The sequence below is a fragment of the Methylobacterium sp. Leaf93 genome (assembly GCF_001422345.1).
Classification (GTDB): Bacteria; Pseudomonadota; Alphaproteobacteria; order Rhizobiales; family Beijerinckiaceae; genus Methylobacterium; species Methylobacterium bullatum.
On record NZ_LMMS01000027.1, the window covers coordinates 167,018 to 181,727 of the forward strand.

A 14,710-nucleotide genomic window follows, 5' to 3' on the forward strand; every position below is an offset into this window, starting at 1 on the left:
GAGTGCGCAATCCTATTGGACACAATATAAGGCGGCGGCATTAAAATGCCAGCCGTGCATTCGGCTAGAGTGACAGGGTCAACCCGTCATGGGCCACTGTCCAGCCCTCGGCCTCCACCGATCTCCGTTCGGCGGAGCCCTCCACCAGCACCGGATTGGTGTTGTTGATATGGACGAAGACCCGGCGGCCGATCTCCACCTCGGCCAGCGCCTCGATCGATCCGCCCTGTCCCGTCATCGGCACGTGGCCCATGCGCCATCCGGTCTTCACGCCGACCCCGGCGCGGATCATGTCGTCGTCGAGGAGCACCGTCCCGTCGAACAGAAGCGCATCGACGCCCGAGATGCGTTGCTTCAGCCCGTCCGTGACGCGCGCGCAGCCGGGAATGTAGGCGAGGCGGCGCCCATTCGCCTCGATCATCGCGCCCACCGTCGTCTCGGTCTCGGCGCCGATCTCCATGGTCTCGTCCTCGAGCCAGAGCGGCACCTTGCCCGGCACCGCGAACAGCGTGACGGTGAGGCCGGGGACCGGTTCGAACGCGTGGTCGAGGGCGATCTTCTCGCGCGTCACCACGTCGGCCGCCATCACGTCGAAGACGCGATTGGCGTTGACGGAATCGAGGATGCCGGAGGTGGCGTAGAGTGTGTAGGGCTGGCCCTCGCGCAGGGTCAGCAACCCCGCCACGTGGTCGACATCGCCGTTGGTGAGGAGCACGGCATGGATCGGCGAGTGGCGCAGGCCCTCCTGCGGATGCATCGCCGGATTGTCGAAGAGTTGCTGCCGGATGTCCGGGGAGGCGTTCACCAGGAGCCAGTGCTCGCCATCGGGCGACACGGCGATGCTCGACTGGGTTCGTGGGCGCACCCTGGAGGAATCCTCCCGGGCGAGCGAACAGATGGGGCAGCGGCAATTCCACTGGGGAAGGCCGCCGCCCGCGGCCGAGCCGAGAATCACGACATGCATGGCTGAACCGGCACTGCCTCGATCCTCAAGCACGACACGATGTCTTAGTTGAAGGTGTCGATCTCAGCCGACTCGTAGCTGGTGACTTCCATGCCGACACAGATCTCGGAAACGACGGGGGCAGCCCAGGTCATGGTGTTCTCCTCAATGGTTTCTTGGACGTCAGCAGCATCCGGATCTCGATTAAGAAGATCCTAAGACACTGACGGCGCAGTCATTTCTGTCGCGGGAGCTATATCGACAATTCCACCGGACTCTTCAAGCGATAAATTGCCGGATCGTCCCGGAACCCGGCTCATACTTTAGTGGCGAAAATCCTGGCCCCGCAGGTCCAGCATGAAACCCCGGCCGCGCACGGTGACGATGACCGGGCCGCCGAAGCGGACGAAGTCCGAGAGCTTGGTACGCAGGTAACCCACGTAGACATCGACGACATTCAGCGACAGGCCACCCTGGCCGGCCCAGAGCTTATCGAAGATGTCGCCGCGCGACACCGGCTGGTTGGCCTTGTCCATCAGCAGGGCGAGCAGTTCCGATTCGCGAGGCGTGAGGCGCGCCGTCGCATCCCCGAGGGAGACCTGCCGGATGTTGAGATCTAGGACGAGCTTGCCGGCGGTGACGATGGTGCGCGGCTGGTCCGATTCCTTGCGGCGCAGGAGATGCGTCTGCAGCCTGGCCAGCAGCTCGTCGAAGACGAAGGGCTTCACGATGTAGTCGTCGGCCCCGAGCGCCAGGCCTTCGGCCCGGTCGCGGACCTCGTCGCGGGCGGAGAGGAACAGGATCGGGCCGGGATAGCCGCCCTCGCGCAGGGAGCGGCAGACGTCGTGGCCCGACCCGTCGGGCAGGGTGATGTCGAGGACGACCGCACCGGGTGCCTCGTCACGGGCGGAGGTGAGGGCGTCGTCGACGCAGCCGGCCACGCCCACGGAGAACCCTTCGGCCTCCAGGCCCCGGGCCAGCATGGCCCTGATGTCGCTGTCGTCCTCGACGATGAGCACTCGCGTCATGCGGCGCCGTCCTTCCGCTTCGTTTCTCGTCCGTCCTCGGGATCGAGGTCGAGGACGGGCAGGTTGAGCGTCACGCGCGCACCCGTCCCGTCCTCGCCGGCCCCGAGGCTGATCGCCCCATCATGGCGCTCCGTCACCCAGCGCGCCAGTGCCAAGCCGATGCCGAAACCCGATTCTCCCGAATGGCCTTCCCGCCGGAAGCGTTCGAACAGGTCCGCACCGACCGCCGGAAAGCCAGCCCCGTCATCCGTCACCGTGATCGTGGCCGAACGTGCCTCGTCGACGGCGAGGGCGACCACCACCCGTGTCAGCCCCGTGGCGTGCCGCAGGGCGTTGTCGATCAGGCTCTCCACCACCTGCCGCAGCCATTCCCGGTCGGCGAGAAGCGTCGCGTCGCGGGGGGCGGGGTCGAGGATGAGGTTCACCCGCCGACGTGCCGCCTCGGAGGCGGCGCTGTCCACGGCATCGGTGAGGATGGCGAGGGCGCTTGCGGCGCGCCGGTCGAGCTCGATCTGGCCGGATTCGGAGCGCGCGACCCTGAGGAGATCCTCGACGCGGCGTTGAAGGCGCAGGGCCCGTTTGCGGATGGTGGCGAAGACCGGGGCGTAATCGACCCCCGCCCGGCCGGCCGAGCGGGCGGCGATGTCGCATTCGCCGAGGATCACGGTGAGCGGCGTGCGCAGCTCATGGCTGACATCGGCGAAGAAGCGCCGGCGCGAGCGGTCCACCGCTTCCAGGCGCTCGTTGGCGGCGCGCAGGTCGGTGGTCCTCGCCTCCACCGTGTCCTCAAGGGCGGCGCGGTCGGCGGCGAGGCGCCCTTCGCGCCGGGCGAGGCGCGCGGCCATACGGTTGAAATTCGCCACCAGCAGGCCGAGCTCGTCCCGCGTCGCCACCGAGAGGCGGGTGTCGAGCTCACCGCGCCCGACGGCACCCGCCGCCTGGCGCACCGCCTCGATCCGCGCCAAGGTCGGCCGGGTCACCGCCCGGTACAGGACGAAGACCAGGGCCAGTGCCAGGATAACGGCGGCGAGCGACGCGATCCGCAGGGTCGCTGAGAGCTGGCGCGCCTCGTCCGAGCCCGCGATCATCGAGCGGCGCTCGACCTCGATGAGGAAGGAGAGCGGCTGGCCGGTCATGGCGCCGAACCCGTTCAGGGCGCCGCGGATGGAGTTGCGCCGCTGATCCTCCTCGGATTGGCGCAGGACCTGGGAGACCTGCCGGTCGAGGATGGCGCGGGCCGAGCGGAGCTGCGCCAGCGGTCGCGTGCGCGCGGCGTACTGCATCCGGTCGAGGGGATCGTCGCTGACGGCAATGCTCTTGCCCAGCGCTTCGTCGACGGCGACGAGCGCCCGGTCGACATTGGTGCGGGCGATGGACAGCCCTTCGGGTTGGGCGTCCGGGTTGCTCACCGTCTCCAGCGCGGCGAGGCCGTACTGGGTCATGCGGCCGGACAGTTCCACCAGGAGTTCGAGCCGCGCCTGCGCCGCGAGCGTCCGGTCGATGGTGCGCTCGGCCGCGCCGATGGAGCCCAGCACCCCGAGCGCCGCCAGGATCACCAGCAACGCAGCGCCGCCGAGCAGCAGCGCGAACCGGACCTTCAGAGAGCGCATCGCGTAGGGCCGCCCGTGTCTCGCCGTTTTCTCGGGCGCGAGCGATAGCGCAATCCGCCCCGGCGTCCAGGGCCATAACGCTCAACGGTCCTTGTCCCGGCCGCTCGCAAAAGCCGACGCGCTAGGAGCGCATCCTCTCTCCCCGCATGCGGGGAGAGAGCCGTGACGACCCCATCCTCGACGAGTCGACGGATCAGGCCTTCTTGCGTGCGGCCGTCTTTGCTGCCGGCTTCTTTGCCGTGGTGGTCTTGGGAGTGCTCGTCTTGGCAGCGGTCGCCGTGCTCTTCGCTGCCGTCCCGGCTGCTGCCTTGGTCCCCGCCGCCTTCTTGGCGGGAGCCTTCGCCGCCCCCGCCTTGGCGGCCGTCTTCGTCGCGGTCTTGGTCGCCGTCTTGCGGGCCGGGGCCTTCTTCTTGCCGCCGCCCGACGCCTCGCGGGCGGCGATGAGCTCCAGCGCCTGGGGCAGGGCGATGTCGTCGGCGGCGAGCGTCTTGGGCAGCGTCGCGTTGGTGGTGCCGTCGGTGACGTAGGGGCCGTACTTGCCCGACTTCACCACGATGGCCTTGCCGGTCTCGGGATGGTTGCCGAGCGACCGGCCGGGATCGGAGGCCGGGCCGCGGCGCCCGCCCCCCTGCTCCTTGGCGACGATGAGATCGATGGCGCGGTTGGCGCCGATCTCCAGCACGTCGTCGTCGCGGCCGAGATTGGCGTACATCTTCCCGTGCTGCACGTAAGGACCGAACCGGCCGAGATTGGCCAGGATCGGTTCGCCGCTCTCGGGGTGCTTCGCCACTTCGCGGGGGAGGGCGAGGAGACGCAGCGCCTTTTCCAGATCGACGTCGGAGGGGCTCAATCCCTTCGGCAGGGACGAACGCTTGGGCTTGGGCGCCTCCTTTTCGGTGGAGGCTTCGCCGAGTTGGACGAAGGGACCGAAGCGCCCGTCGCGCAGGGTAACGGACATGCCGGTGACCGGATCGTCGCCGAGTACCCGCGTGCCGGGCTGACCGCCGCCGGAGGTGCCATCGCCCTCGCCCTCAACGGCATTAGCCGCGAGTTGGCGGGTGTATTTGCACTCGGGGTAGTTCGAGCAGCCGACGAAGGCACCGAACTTGCCGAGCTTCAGCGAGAGCTGACCGCTGCCGCAGGTCGGGCAGGTGCGCGGGTTCGAGCCGTCCGCCTTCTCGGGGAAGATGTGCGCCCCGAGGAGGTCGTTCAGGGCATCGAGCACCTCGGTGACGCGGAGCTCCTTGGTGCCGGAGATCGCGGCCGAGAAGTCCTTCCAGAAATCGCGCAACACCTCGCGCCAGTCGATCTCGGCGTTGGAGACCCGGTCGAGCTGGGTCTCGAGATCGGCAGTGAAATCGTACTCGACGTAGCGCTTGAAGAAGCTCTCCAGGAAGCCCGTGACGAGGCGCCCCTTGTCCTCGGCCACCAGGCGCTTCTTCTCGATCCGTACGTATTCGCGGTCGCGCAGGGTCTGCAACACGGCGGCATAGGTCGAGGGCCGGCCAATGCCGAGTTCCTCCATCCGCTTCACGAGGCTGGCCTCGGAGAAGCGCGGCGGCGGCTCGGTGAAATGCTGGGTCGAGACGATGCGCTCACGCTTGAGCGCGTCGCCCGCCTTCATCGACGGCAGGCGCTTGCCGTCCTCGTCCTCCTCGTCGTCCTTGCCCTCCTGGTAGAGGGTGAGGAAGCCGTCGAACTTCACCACCTGGCCAGTGGCACGCAGCTCGATCCTGCGAGGGCCGACGGAGGCGACGATGTCGACGGTGGTGCGCTCCAGCTCGGCCGATTCCATTTGGCTCGCCACCGTGCGGGTCCAGATCAGCTCGTAGAGCTTGGCCTGTTCGGCATCCACGTAGCGGGCTACGGATTTCGGTAGGCGGCTCATGTCCGTGGGCCGCACGGCCTCGTGGGCCTCCTGCGCGTTCTTGGCCTTGGCGCTGTAGCGGCGCGGGACGTTGGGGAGGTAGCGTTCGCCGTATTCCTTGCCGATGACGCGGCGTGCGTCGGCGATGGCCTCCGGGGCCATGTCGACGCCGTCGGTCCGCATGTAGGTGATCAGACCCACGGTCTCACCGCCGATCTCGACGCCCTCGTAAAGTTTCTGCGCCGCCCGCATGGTCTGGGCCGGCGCCATCCCGAGCTTGCGCGAGGCTTCCTGCTGCAGGGTCGAGGTGGTGAAGGGCGGGGCGGGGTGACGCTTGGCGGGCTTGGCCTCGACGCTGCCGACCTGGAACGTGGCCAGTTCGAGGTCGCGCTTGAACGCGGCGGCGTCCTCGCCGTTGCCGACATCGAGACGCTGGATGCGCTTGCCGTCGGCACCGACGAGACGCGCCTCGAAGACGGCGCCGTCCTGGGTCACCAGGGTCGCCACCAGCGACCAGTATTCGCGGGGCTTGAACGTCTCGATTTCGCGCTCGCGCTCGCAGACGAGGCGAAGCGCCACGGACTGGACGCGGCCGGCCGAACGGGCGCCCGGCAGCTTGCGCCACAGGACCGGCGAGAGGTTGAAGCCGACGAGATAGTCCAGGGCGCGCCGCGCCAGATAGGCGTCCACCAGGGCCTGGTCGATCTGGCGCGGGTTGCGCATGGCGGTGTCCACCGCCGCCTTGGTGATGGCGTTGAAGGTCACGCGCTCGATCGGCATGCCCTTAATCGCCTTGCGGGCGTTGAGGGCCTCGACCACGTGCCAGGAGATGGCCTCGCCCTCGCGATCCGGATCGGTGGCGAGGATCAGGCCGTCGGCGCCCTTGAGTGCCCTGACGATCTCCGAAACGCGCTTCGAGCCGCGGTCGTCGAGCTCCCACAGCATGCGGAAATCCGCCTCCGGGTCGACGGAGCCGTCTTTCGCCGGAAGGTCGCGGATATGGCCGAACGAGGCGAGCACCTCGTAGTCGCGGCCGAGATACTTGTTGATCGTCTTGGCCTTGGCCGGCGACTCGACGACGACGACTTTCATGTGCGGATCAGCCTCTCGTCAGCGCCCGAGCTGCCGCCGGGACTCGCAGCCGGCGGGGTTTCTCCCACCGGGACTCACAGATTGTGTGCAAGACTTCGAACGTGGCCTGGCACCATGGCCGGCCCGGCGCTTTGCGGGGGACAAGTGGGTCAAGGGCGCGGGGTTGTCAAATCGGGAGGAGGCGGTGCCGTTGCAAGATGCGGTACCCGTCAGATCCCCGCATACCATTCGTAGCCGCGATCCTCCCAATAGCCGCCCTGGCCGTCGCCGATACCGAACAGGCTCTCCACCACCTCGATCCGCATGACGTATTTGGCGTGTTTGTAGCCGAGCTGCCGCTCGACCCGCAGGCGCAAGGGTGCGCCGTTCGAGACGGGCAGGGCCTTGCCGTTCATGTCGTAGGCCAGGATCGTCTGCGGGTGGAAGGCGTCGGTAAGGTCGATGCTCTCGTAGTACCGGATCGGACGGCCGTTCGGACCGCCATCGCCGGCCTCTGTCTCCGCCACGTCCCCGCCCTCGAGACCGCCACCGGCCATCTCCATCGTGTCGGCGCAATGGAACACGGCGTAGCGTGCGTTCGGCTTCAGCCTTGCCCGGGTCAGGACTTCGCCGAGCGGGACGCCCGTCCACTTGCCGATGGCGCTCCACCCCTCGACGCAATCGTGCCGGGTGATCTGGGTCCGCGAGGGCAGGGCGCGCAGATCCGCGAGGGACAGGTCCTGCGGCTGCTCGACGAGGCCGTCGATTCTCAGCCTGAAGGTCGCGAACCCGGTTTGCACCAGAGCCTTGTAGTCGTCGTCCGGAGGGTCGATCGTGCCGTTCGGCTTGAACCAGGGCGAGATGTCGCCTTCGTCAAACTCGTGGGCGAGGGAGGCCGGCGTCAGCAGCAGGCGCTGCACGAACAGGTTGGCATCCTCCCCGAGCTTCAGCGTGCGCCTTCCCCACGCGCTGCCGGCGATGCGGTCGCAGCCGCCGAGGAGGGTGGCGCCCAGCAGGCCGGCGGCGCCGGTGAGGATGCCGCGACGGTTGGGAGCGCGCGTCATCGGCTCTTCCTCGGATCGGAGGTCTTGCCTGGATAAGAGGTCTTGGTCGTCTCGATCACGAACCAGCCGGTGGCCATGCCGCGCAGGTTGTTCCAGGCGCCCGAGACCAGCACGAGCGCCACATGGACGAGGGTGAACAGCACGAGCAGGTTCGTGACGATGAAATGGACGGTCCGCGCCGATTGCCGCCCGCCGAACAGAGCGGGCAGGGGCAGCACGGCGTTGAAACCCGGCGACATGGCGAGGCCCGTGAGCAGCATCAGCGGCAGGAGGATGGCAATGACCACGAGGTAGCTCAGTTTCTGCAGGGTGTTGTAGCGCCGGGCCTCCTCGCCCTTGGGGAAGGTCAGGGTGAGGTGCTCGCGGACCGAGTCGCCCAAATGCTTCAACTGGTCTCTCTGAGGCACGATCCGGCGGCGCAACTGGCCGCTCTCGATGCCGTAGATAAGGTAGACCAGCCCATTGATGACGAAGGCCCAGGCGAACAGGAAGTGCCAGCGCCGCCCGGTGGCGAGGTCCTGGTGCGCCGGCAGCGTGATCCAGGCGGGGAAGGCCCGGCCCGTACTCTGACCCTGCGCGGTGGAGAGGCCGAGCCAGCCGGTGGTGTCGAGCGTGTGATCGCCGATCCTGACGATCCCCCGCGCCGCGCCCTCCGCCGTCTCGTCGTTCGTGACGGCGAGGAGGGGCGCGTCGAAGGTCGAGGCCGAGCCCCAGTACAGGGCGGGATGGGCGTTGAAGATCTGCAGCCCGCTCATCAGAAGCACGGCGAGGCAGGCGAGATTGATCCAGTGGGCGGCCCGGATCACCGCGGGGTGACGGAAGATCCAGCGGCGGCGGATCGTCTCGATCCGCTCGTCGGACCGTCTCGTCGTGCTGGCTGCCAAGGGGCGGACTCCGGCCTCGATCACGAATCGCGTCCATCCGGACCCGCCGGAAGCACGCATTCTAAAAGAGACTACGAGCCACGGGGCGGAAAGGTTACACGCCCCCGTCGCGCCGACACACCAAGCGACCGGTCCCCGGCCCATGGCTCCTTGCCGCTCCCCGTCCGCCTCCCTATAGCCATGGTCTCAGAATGACCGTCGCACCCGCCTCCTTCCCCCATCGGCACCTTCTCGGCATTGAGGGGCTGTCGCGCCCCGACATCGAGGCCCTCCTCGACCGGGCGGAGGATGCCGTGGCGCTCTCCCGCCAGGTGGAGAAGAAGCGCACCACCCTGCGCGGCCGCACCCAGATCAACCTGTTCTTCGAGCCCTCGACCCGGACCCAGAGTTCGTTCGAACTCGCGGGCAAGCGTCTCGGCGCCGACGTCATGAACATGTCGGTGGCCTCCTCCTCGGTGAAGAAGGGCGAGACCCTCATCGACACGGCCGCCACCCTCAACGCCATGCGGCCCGACATCATCGTCGTGCGCCACCACGCGGCCGGCGCCGTGCATCTCCTGGCCCGCAAGGTCGATTGTTCGGTGGTCAATGCCGGCGACGGCGCCCACGAGCACCCGACCCAGGCCCTCCTCGACGCGCTCACCATCCGCCGCAACAAGGGGCGGATCGAGGGCTTGAGGGTCGCGATCTGCGGCGACGTCCTGCACAGCCGCGTCGCCCGCTCCAACATCATCCTGCTCCAGGCCATGGGCGCCCGCGTGCGGGTCATCGGCCCCTCGACGCTGCTCCCCACCGGGATCGAGCGCTTCGGCGTCGAGGTCTTCACCGACATGCGCAAGGGGCTCGAGGGCTGCGACATCGTGATGATGCTGCGGCTCCAGCGCGAGCGCATGAACGGCTCCTTCGTCCCCTCGGTGAAGGAGTATTTCCGCTATTTCGGCCTCGACGCCGAGAAGCTGGCGCTGGCCGCGCCCGACGCCCTGGTGATGCATCCGGGACCCATGAACCGCGGCGTCGAGATCTCGTCCGAGATCGCCGACGGGGCGCAATCCCTGATCCGCGAGCAGGTGGAGATGGGGGTCGCCGTCCGCATGGCGGTCCTCGAAGCCCTCGCGACGCATCTGCCGAACGCGTGATGGTCATGACCGGACACGTCCTCCTTACCAATGCCAGCCTCCTCGATCCGGCCACGAGTCGCGAGGGGCCGGGGCATGTCCTCGTCCGTGACGGCCGCATCGCCGACATCGCCTGGGGCGCGTCGCCCGCCGCTCCCGAGGGCGCCGAGATCGTCGATTGCGGCGGGCATGTCCTCAGCCCCGGCCTCATGGATCTCCGCGCCTTCGTCGGCGAGCCGGGCGCCGAGCACCGCGAGACCCTGGCCAGCGCCAGCGCGGCGGCGGCGGCGGGCGGTGTCACCACCCTGGTCTGCATGCCCGACACCAACCCGGTCATCGACGGGCCGGCCATCGTCGATTTCGTCCTGCGCCGCGCCCGCGACACGGCCTGCGTCACCGTCCTGCCCGCCGCCGCCATCACAAAGGGGCTGGCGGGCCAGGAGATGACCGAGTTCGGCCTGCTGCAGGAGGCCGGCGCCGTCGCCTTCACCGACGGCCTCAAGGCCGTGCGGAACGCCCAGGTGATGCGCCGCGCCCTCACCTATGCCCGCGACTTCGGCGCCCTGCTGATGCAGCACGTGGAGGAGCCCGACCTCGTCGGCGAGGGCGTAATGAACGAGGGCGAGATGGCCTCGCGGCTGGGCCTCGTCGGCATCCCGCGGGAGGCCGAGACGGTGATGCTGGAGCGCGACATCCGCCTCGTGCGTCTCACCGGCGGCCGCTACCACGCCGCCATGATCTCCTGTGCCGATTCGGTGGAGATCGTGCGGCGGGCCAAGCACGACGGCCTGCCCGTGACCTGCGGTGCCTCGGTGAACAACCTTGTCCTCAACGAGGGCGATATCGGCCATTACCGCACCTTCTGCCGGCTCTCGCCGCCGCTGCGCCACGAGACCGACCGCCTCGCTTTGGTGGAAGCCCTGAACGAGGGCGTGATCGACGTCATCGTCTCCGACCACAACCCGCAGGACGTGGAGACCAAGCGCCTGCCCTTCGCCGAGGCCGCCGACGGGGCGCTCGGCATCGAGACCCTGCTCGGCGCAGCGCTCCGCCTCGTCCATACCGGCGACGTGGCGCTGCCGCGCCTGCTGGAGGCCCTCACCGTCACCCCGGCGGCGATCCTGCGACGCGAGGCCGGACGTCTCGCCGTCGGCGCGCCGGCGGATCTCGTGCTGATCGATCCCGACCTGCCCTATGTGCTCGACAAGCGGCGCCTCAAGTCGCGCTCCAAGAACTCCCCCTTCGACGAGGCGCGGCTACAGGGGGCGGCGATCCTGACCATGGTCGGCGGGCGCATCGTCTTCCGGGCGGTGCAGGGTACGGAGGCGGCGGCGTGACCCCTCTCCTCGATGCCGGCTGGCCGCTCCTGCTCGCGAGTCTGGCCGGTGGTTATCTCGCCGGCTCGATCCCGTTCGGGCTGATCGTCACGCGTTTCGCCGGCCTCGGCGACGTCCGCGCCATCGGCTCGGGGAATATCGGTGCCACCAACGTGCTGCGCACCGGCCGCAAGGGGCTCGCCGCCGCGACCCTGCTCGGCGATGCGCTGAAGGGCACCCTCGCCGTGCTGGTGGCCACCCGCTTCGGCGAGGGTGCGGCCCTGGCGGCGGGGCTCGGCGCCTTCCTCGGCCACCTCTTTCCGGTCTGGCTCGGGTTCAAGGGCGGCAAGGGCGTTGCCACCTTCCTCGGCGTGCTCCTCGCCTTCAGCCCCATCGGGCTCGCCGCCTTCGCGGCGATCTGGCTCGGCCTCGCCTTCACGTTGAAATACTCGTCGCTCGCCGCGCTCGCCGCCTCGGCCGCAACACCCATCGTCTTGTGGGCGGCGGGACAGCCTGCGGTTGCGCTGCTCTTCCTCGTGCTCGCGATCCTGCTATGGTGGAAGCACGCTCCCAACATCCGCCGACTGCTCGACGGCTCCGAGGGGCGGATCGGGCAGAAGGGCTGACCCGATCGATCGTCGAGGGAGGTCCGGGGCATGGGCATGCAACTCAACCCCGCCCAGCGCCTCGACTGGCTCCGGCTGATCCGCACCGAGGGCGTCGGCCCGCGCACCTTCCGCACCCTGATCAACCGCTTCGGCGGAGCCGGCGCGGCGCTGGAAGCCCTGCCGGACCTCGCGAAACGCGGGGCCAAGCGCGTCGTGCCGGTAACGCGGGCGCAGGCGGAAGCCGAATTGGAGGCCGCAGCCAGGATCGGCGTCCGCCTCGTGGCCATGGGCGAGGACGATTACCCCAAACTGCTCCAGGCCGCCGATTCGGCCCCGCCCCTGATCGCGATCCGGGGACAGGCGCCGATCCTCTCCCGGCCCGCCATCGCCATCGTCGGCTCCCGCAACGCCTCGGGCGGCGGCCTCGGCTTCACCGAGCGGCTGGCACGGGGCCTCGGCGAGGCCGGCCTCGTCGTGGTCTCGGGGCTGGCGCGCGGCATCGATGCCCGCGCGCACAAGGCGTCCCTGGGCTCAGGGACGGTGGCGGTGCTCGCCGGCGGCCATGATCGGATCTATCCGGCCAACCACGAGGCCCTGGTGGAGGGCATTCTCGATGCCGGCGGCGCGGTGCTGGCCGAGATGCCCATGGGCTGGGAGCCGCGCGGCCGGGACTTTCCCCGGCGCAACCGCATCATCTCCGGTCTCGCCTACGGCACCGTGGTGGTGGAGGCCGCGCGCCGCTCGGGCTCGCTCATCACCGCGCGCTTCGCCCTCGAACAGGGCAGGGAGGTCTTCGCCGTGCCCGGCTCGCCCCTCGACCTGCGCGCCGAGGGCACCAACGACCTCATCCGCCAGGGCGCGACCCTGGTCTCGGACGTGGACCACGTCACCTCCGCCATCGCGCCGCTGATCGGGCGGGGGGATTTCGAGCAGGAGAGCGGACAGCTCGCCCTCGACCGGCCCGACCTCGCCGACGCGCCGATCTTCTGGGACGAGCTCGACGGGATCGGCGGTCCGGTCCCCGAGCCGGGGGAGGAGATCGATGGGCTGGAGCCCGAGGAGCCGGAACCCGCCGACGACCGCGCCCGCCTCATCGCCTATCTCAGTCCGACCCCCATCGGCACCGACGACCTCGCCCGCGCGGCGGGACTCAGCGTGCGCATCGTCCAGACGACGCTGCTGGAACTCGAACTCGACGGCCGGATCGAGCGGCATGGCAGCGGAGCGGTGTCGCTGGTGTCGTAGGGAGGACGGGTGTCCGTCCCTCTTGCCGCCAGCCTCTTGGATTCACACACCTCGCGGGCTGCGCCGCCCTACCCTCCTCCCCCTTGTGGGGAGGAGTTGGAGGTGGGGGTGGTGGGGCGACCCTCAGCTTGCGGAGGCTGGCGGAACCACCCCCACTCCTGACCTCTCCCCACAAGGGGGAGAGGGACGCGCTCTGCCTGAGAGAGCAGAGGTGCGTATGCCGTAGCGCCGCCGGCGGGGATGCGCCCCCTACCGCAAAAAATCCCCGAACGAGCGTGGGCCGTCCGGCACCGGGATGTCCTTGATCACCTTGAGCGTCGTCGCGTCGATGACGCCCAGCGTGTTCGAGCCCCAGTTCGTCACGTAGAGAAGGCTGCCGTCGCGGGAGGCGGCGATGCCTTCCGGGTGGTCGCCCACCTCAATGGCCGCCACGTTGGTGAGGGTCTTGAGGTTGAAGACCGTCACGGTGTTCGAATACTGGTCGGTGACGAAGCCCCGCGTGGCGGTCAGCGCCACCACGTAGGGCCGCTCGCCGGTGGTGACCCGGCCGAATTCCCGCCGCTCGGCGACGTCGATGACGGAGACGTCGTTCGACATGACGTTGGCGGTATAGGCGCGGGTGCCGGTCTCATCGAGGGTGATGCCGAACGGGTGCTCGCCCACCGGGATCTTCACCGTCTCGGTGGCGGTGGCCGCATCGACCACGGAGACGGAATTGCCCTCGCGGTTGGCCACCAGGATCGTGGCGCCGTCCGGCGTCACCGCGATGCCCGAGGGCGAGGCGCCCACCTGGATCTCGGTCTCGATCTTCGAACCGTCGGCCGAGACCACGAAGATGCGGCTGCCGTACCAGTCGGCCACGTAGACCGCCCCGGATTTCGGATTGACGGCGACGCCGAGCGGGCCGCCCGGCAGGGCGAGCGTGCCCGTCACCGCGCGGGCGTCGAGATCGACGATGGCGAGGCCGTGGCCCTCGGGGCGGGTGACATAGGCGGTCTTGCGATCGGGCGACAGAGCGATGCCGGCCGGCGCCCCGTCCACCGGGATCTGGGCGGTGACGACCTGCGTGTCGAGATCGACCACCGCGAGGATGTTGGCGCCCTGCGCCGTGACCAGGGCCTCGTCGGCGAGGGCGGGGGATGCGAACAGTGCGAGGGCGAGAGCGCCCGCACGCGCCATCCCGGCAATCCCCTCTCCCCGCACGCGGGGAGAGGGCCGCGACGACTCCGTCGTCGGCGCGGCGAGGCGGCAGCCGAGGGTGAGGGGGCGGAGCCGGAACAGCCTCATTCGGATTCGCCCCGTTACCATCGCTTCGCTCACGCTCATCGCCGGCACGACGAAGTGCCAGCGATCCTCTCCCCGCGCACGGGGAGAGGCGATGCGCACCGCCGCCGTGCCTCGGGAAAGGCTCCGATCAGGAGCCCTTCTCGGCCTTGGCCTTCACGTTATCCAGGCCGGCCTTGTAGAGGCCGAGGACCGCCGCCTTGGAGGCGTCGTCGTTCAGGTCGGGCGGCGGATCGTTGTTCATGTAGCCGCGGTAGAACGCGCCGCGCCAGGTGACCTTGGACTTGGCGCCGTCGCCCTCGACCTCGATGGTCGAGGAATAGTCGTTCACCGGCAGCGTCTTCACGTCCACCTTGGTGATCCGGTACATGTAGGTCTTCTTCTCGGCGTCGTACTTGGCGAGCTCTTCCTCGACCGTGGCGCCGCCCTTGAGGGTCAGGACGCGGCTGGCCTTGACCTCGTTGCCGCCCTTGCCCTCGGTCTTCTCGACGACCGGAATCCAGCTGGCATCCTGGAAATTGCCGAGCACCGCCCAGACCTTGTCGGCCGGGGCGTTGATCTCGATGGTCTGGGAGACCTTCTGGCGGGTCGGGCCATGGGCCTGCGCCGCGAAGGATACCGTGGCGAGCGCCGCCACGGCGGCCAGCGTCTTGAATCTCATCAACCCTGTCTCCT

General features: G+C 69.1%; 13 protein-coding genes. 4 read left to right on the forward strand and 9 right to left on the reverse strand.

Going from position 1 to position 14,710, the window contains the following annotated elements:
- Positions 1-64 precede the first annotated feature (64 nt).
- The 7 genes from pqqB to ASF26_RS16805 all read right to left on the reverse strand — a co-directional run bounded on the left by pqqB (position 65) and on the right by ASF26_RS16805 (position 8,467).
- Positions 65-964: a pyrroloquinoline quinone biosynthesis protein PqqB gene (pqqB, locus tag ASF26_RS16775; RefSeq protein ID WP_056256330.1), complete on the reverse strand. Its 900-nt coding sequence runs from the start codon at positions 962-964 to the stop codon at positions 65-67.
- Positions 965-1,008: 44 nt separating this feature from the next.
- Positions 1,009-1,098, reverse strand: coding sequence for a pyrroloquinoline quinone precursor peptide PqqA (gene pqqA / locus ASF26_RS16780; protein ID WP_018043604.1), 90 nt, complete (start codon positions 1,096-1,098; stop codon positions 1,009-1,011).
- A gap of 168 nt (positions 1,099-1,266) precedes the next feature.
- The gene (locus ASF26_RS16785) at positions 1,267-1,971 is read right to left on the reverse strand and encodes a response regulator transcription factor (protein ID WP_018043603.1); all 705 of its coding nucleotides are present in this window, start codon (positions 1,969-1,971) and stop codon (positions 1,267-1,269) included.
- Positions 1,968-3,581: a HAMP domain-containing sensor histidine kinase gene (locus ASF26_RS16790; protein WP_056256333.1), complete on the reverse strand. Its 1,614-nt coding sequence runs from the start codon at positions 3,579-3,581 to the stop codon at positions 1,968-1,970. Before ASF26_RS16790 ends, ASF26_RS16785 begins: the two co-directional genes overlap by 4 nt.
- 193 nt (positions 3,582-3,774) lie before the next feature.
- A complete protein-coding gene (gene topA, locus ASF26_RS16795) occupies positions 3,775-6,540 on the reverse strand; it encodes a type I DNA topoisomerase (RefSeq protein WP_056256335.1) in 2,766 nt (921 codons plus the stop codon).
- A gap of 209 nt (positions 6,541-6,749) precedes the next feature.
- Positions 6,750-7,583: a molybdopterin-binding protein gene (locus ASF26_RS16800; RefSeq protein ID WP_056256338.1), complete on the reverse strand. Its 834-nt coding sequence runs from the start codon at positions 7,581-7,583 to the stop codon at positions 6,750-6,752.
- Positions 7,580-8,467 carry a cytochrome b/b6 domain-containing protein gene (locus ASF26_RS16805; RefSeq protein WP_056256944.1) on the reverse strand — a complete coding sequence of 296 codons (888 nt, stop codon included), beginning with the start codon at positions 8,465-8,467 and terminating at the stop codon, positions 7,580-7,582. Before ASF26_RS16805 ends, ASF26_RS16800 begins: the two co-directional genes overlap by 4 nt.
- A gap of 191 nt (positions 8,468-8,658) precedes the next feature.
- On the opposite strand from ASF26_RS16805, the gene ASF26_RS16810 reads away from it, so the two are divergent.
- The 4 genes from ASF26_RS16810 to dprA are packed head-to-tail and all read left to right on the forward strand — an operon-like array spanning position 8,659 to position 12,751.
- Entirely contained in the window at positions 8,659-9,603 is a 945-nt protein-coding gene (locus ASF26_RS16810; RefSeq protein ID WP_056256342.1) for an aspartate carbamoyltransferase catalytic subunit, read from the forward strand.
- 5 nt (positions 9,604-9,608) lie between these two features.
- Entirely contained in the window at positions 9,609-10,919 is a 1,311-nt protein-coding gene (locus ASF26_RS16815; protein WP_056256949.1) for a dihydroorotase, read from the forward strand.
- Positions 10,916-11,524: a glycerol-3-phosphate 1-O-acyltransferase PlsY gene (gene plsY / locus ASF26_RS16820; protein WP_056256345.1), complete on the forward strand. Its 609-nt coding sequence runs from the start codon at positions 10,916-10,918 to the stop codon at positions 11,522-11,524. The genes ASF26_RS16815 and plsY overlap by 4 nt, the downstream gene beginning before the upstream one ends.
- A 36-nt stretch (positions 11,525-11,560) precedes the next feature.
- Positions 11,561-12,751 carry a DNA-processing protein DprA gene (dprA, locus tag ASF26_RS16825; protein WP_056256951.1) on the forward strand — a complete coding sequence of 397 codons (1,191 nt, stop codon included), beginning with the start codon at positions 11,561-11,563 and terminating at the stop codon, positions 12,749-12,751.
- A 249-nt stretch (positions 12,752-13,000) separates the two neighbouring features.
- Here dprA and ASF26_RS16830 read toward each other — a convergent pair whose 3' ends face one another.
- Together ASF26_RS16830 and ASF26_RS16835 are read right to left on the reverse strand one after the other, a co-directional pair.
- The gene (locus tag ASF26_RS16830) at positions 13,001-13,930 is read right to left on the reverse strand and encodes a beta-propeller fold lactonase family protein (RefSeq protein ID WP_056256955.1); all 930 of its coding nucleotides are present in this window, start codon (positions 13,928-13,930) and stop codon (positions 13,001-13,003) included.
- Positions 13,931-14,165: 235 nt separating this feature from the next.
- A complete protein-coding gene (locus ASF26_RS16835) occupies positions 14,166-14,696 on the reverse strand; it encodes an SRPBCC family protein (protein WP_056256348.1) in 531 nt (176 codons plus the stop codon).
- Between the last annotated feature and the right edge of the window lie 14 nt (positions 14,697-14,710).

Bases quoted from the DNA above. Each gene is read 5' to 3' on its own strand.
- pqqB (WP_056256330.1), bottom strand. From the start codon at position 964: ATGCATGTCGTGATTCTCGGCTCGGCCGCGGGCGGCGGCCTTCCCCAG.
- pqqA (WP_018043604.1), bottom strand. From the start codon at position 1,098: ATGACCTGGGCTGCCCCCGTCGTTTCCGAGATCTGTGTCGGCATGGAA.
- ASF26_RS16785 (WP_018043603.1), bottom strand. From the start codon at position 1,971: ATGACGCGAGTGCTCATCGTCGAGGACGACAGCGACATCAGGGCCATG.
- ASF26_RS16790 (WP_056256333.1), bottom strand. From the start codon at position 3,581: ATGCGCTCTCTGAAGGTCCGGTTCGCGCTGCTGCTCGGCGGCGCTGCG.
- topA (WP_056256335.1), bottom strand. From the start codon at position 6,540: ATGAAAGTCGTCGTCGTCGAGTCGCCGGCCAAGGCCAAGACGATCAAC.
- ASF26_RS16800 (WP_056256338.1), bottom strand. From the start codon at position 7,583: ATGACGCGCGCTCCCAACCGTCGCGGCATCCTCACCGGCGCCGCCGGC.
- ASF26_RS16810 (WP_056256342.1), top strand. From the start codon at position 8,659: ATGACCGTCGCACCCGCCTCCTTCCCCCATCGGCACCTTCTCGGCATT.
- ASF26_RS16815 (WP_056256949.1), top strand. From the start codon at position 9,609: ATGACCGGACACGTCCTCCTTACCAATGCCAGCCTCCTCGATCCGGCC.
- dprA (WP_056256951.1), top strand. From the start codon at position 11,561: ATGCAACTCAACCCCGCCCAGCGCCTCGACTGGCTCCGGCTGATCCGC.
- ASF26_RS16830 (WP_056256955.1), bottom strand. From the start codon at position 13,930: ATGGCGCGTGCGGGCGCTCTCGCCCTCGCACTGTTCGCATCCCCCGCC.
- ASF26_RS16835 (WP_056256348.1), bottom strand. From the start codon at position 14,696: ATGAGATTCAAGACGCTGGCCGCCGTGGCGGCGCTCGCCACGGTATCC.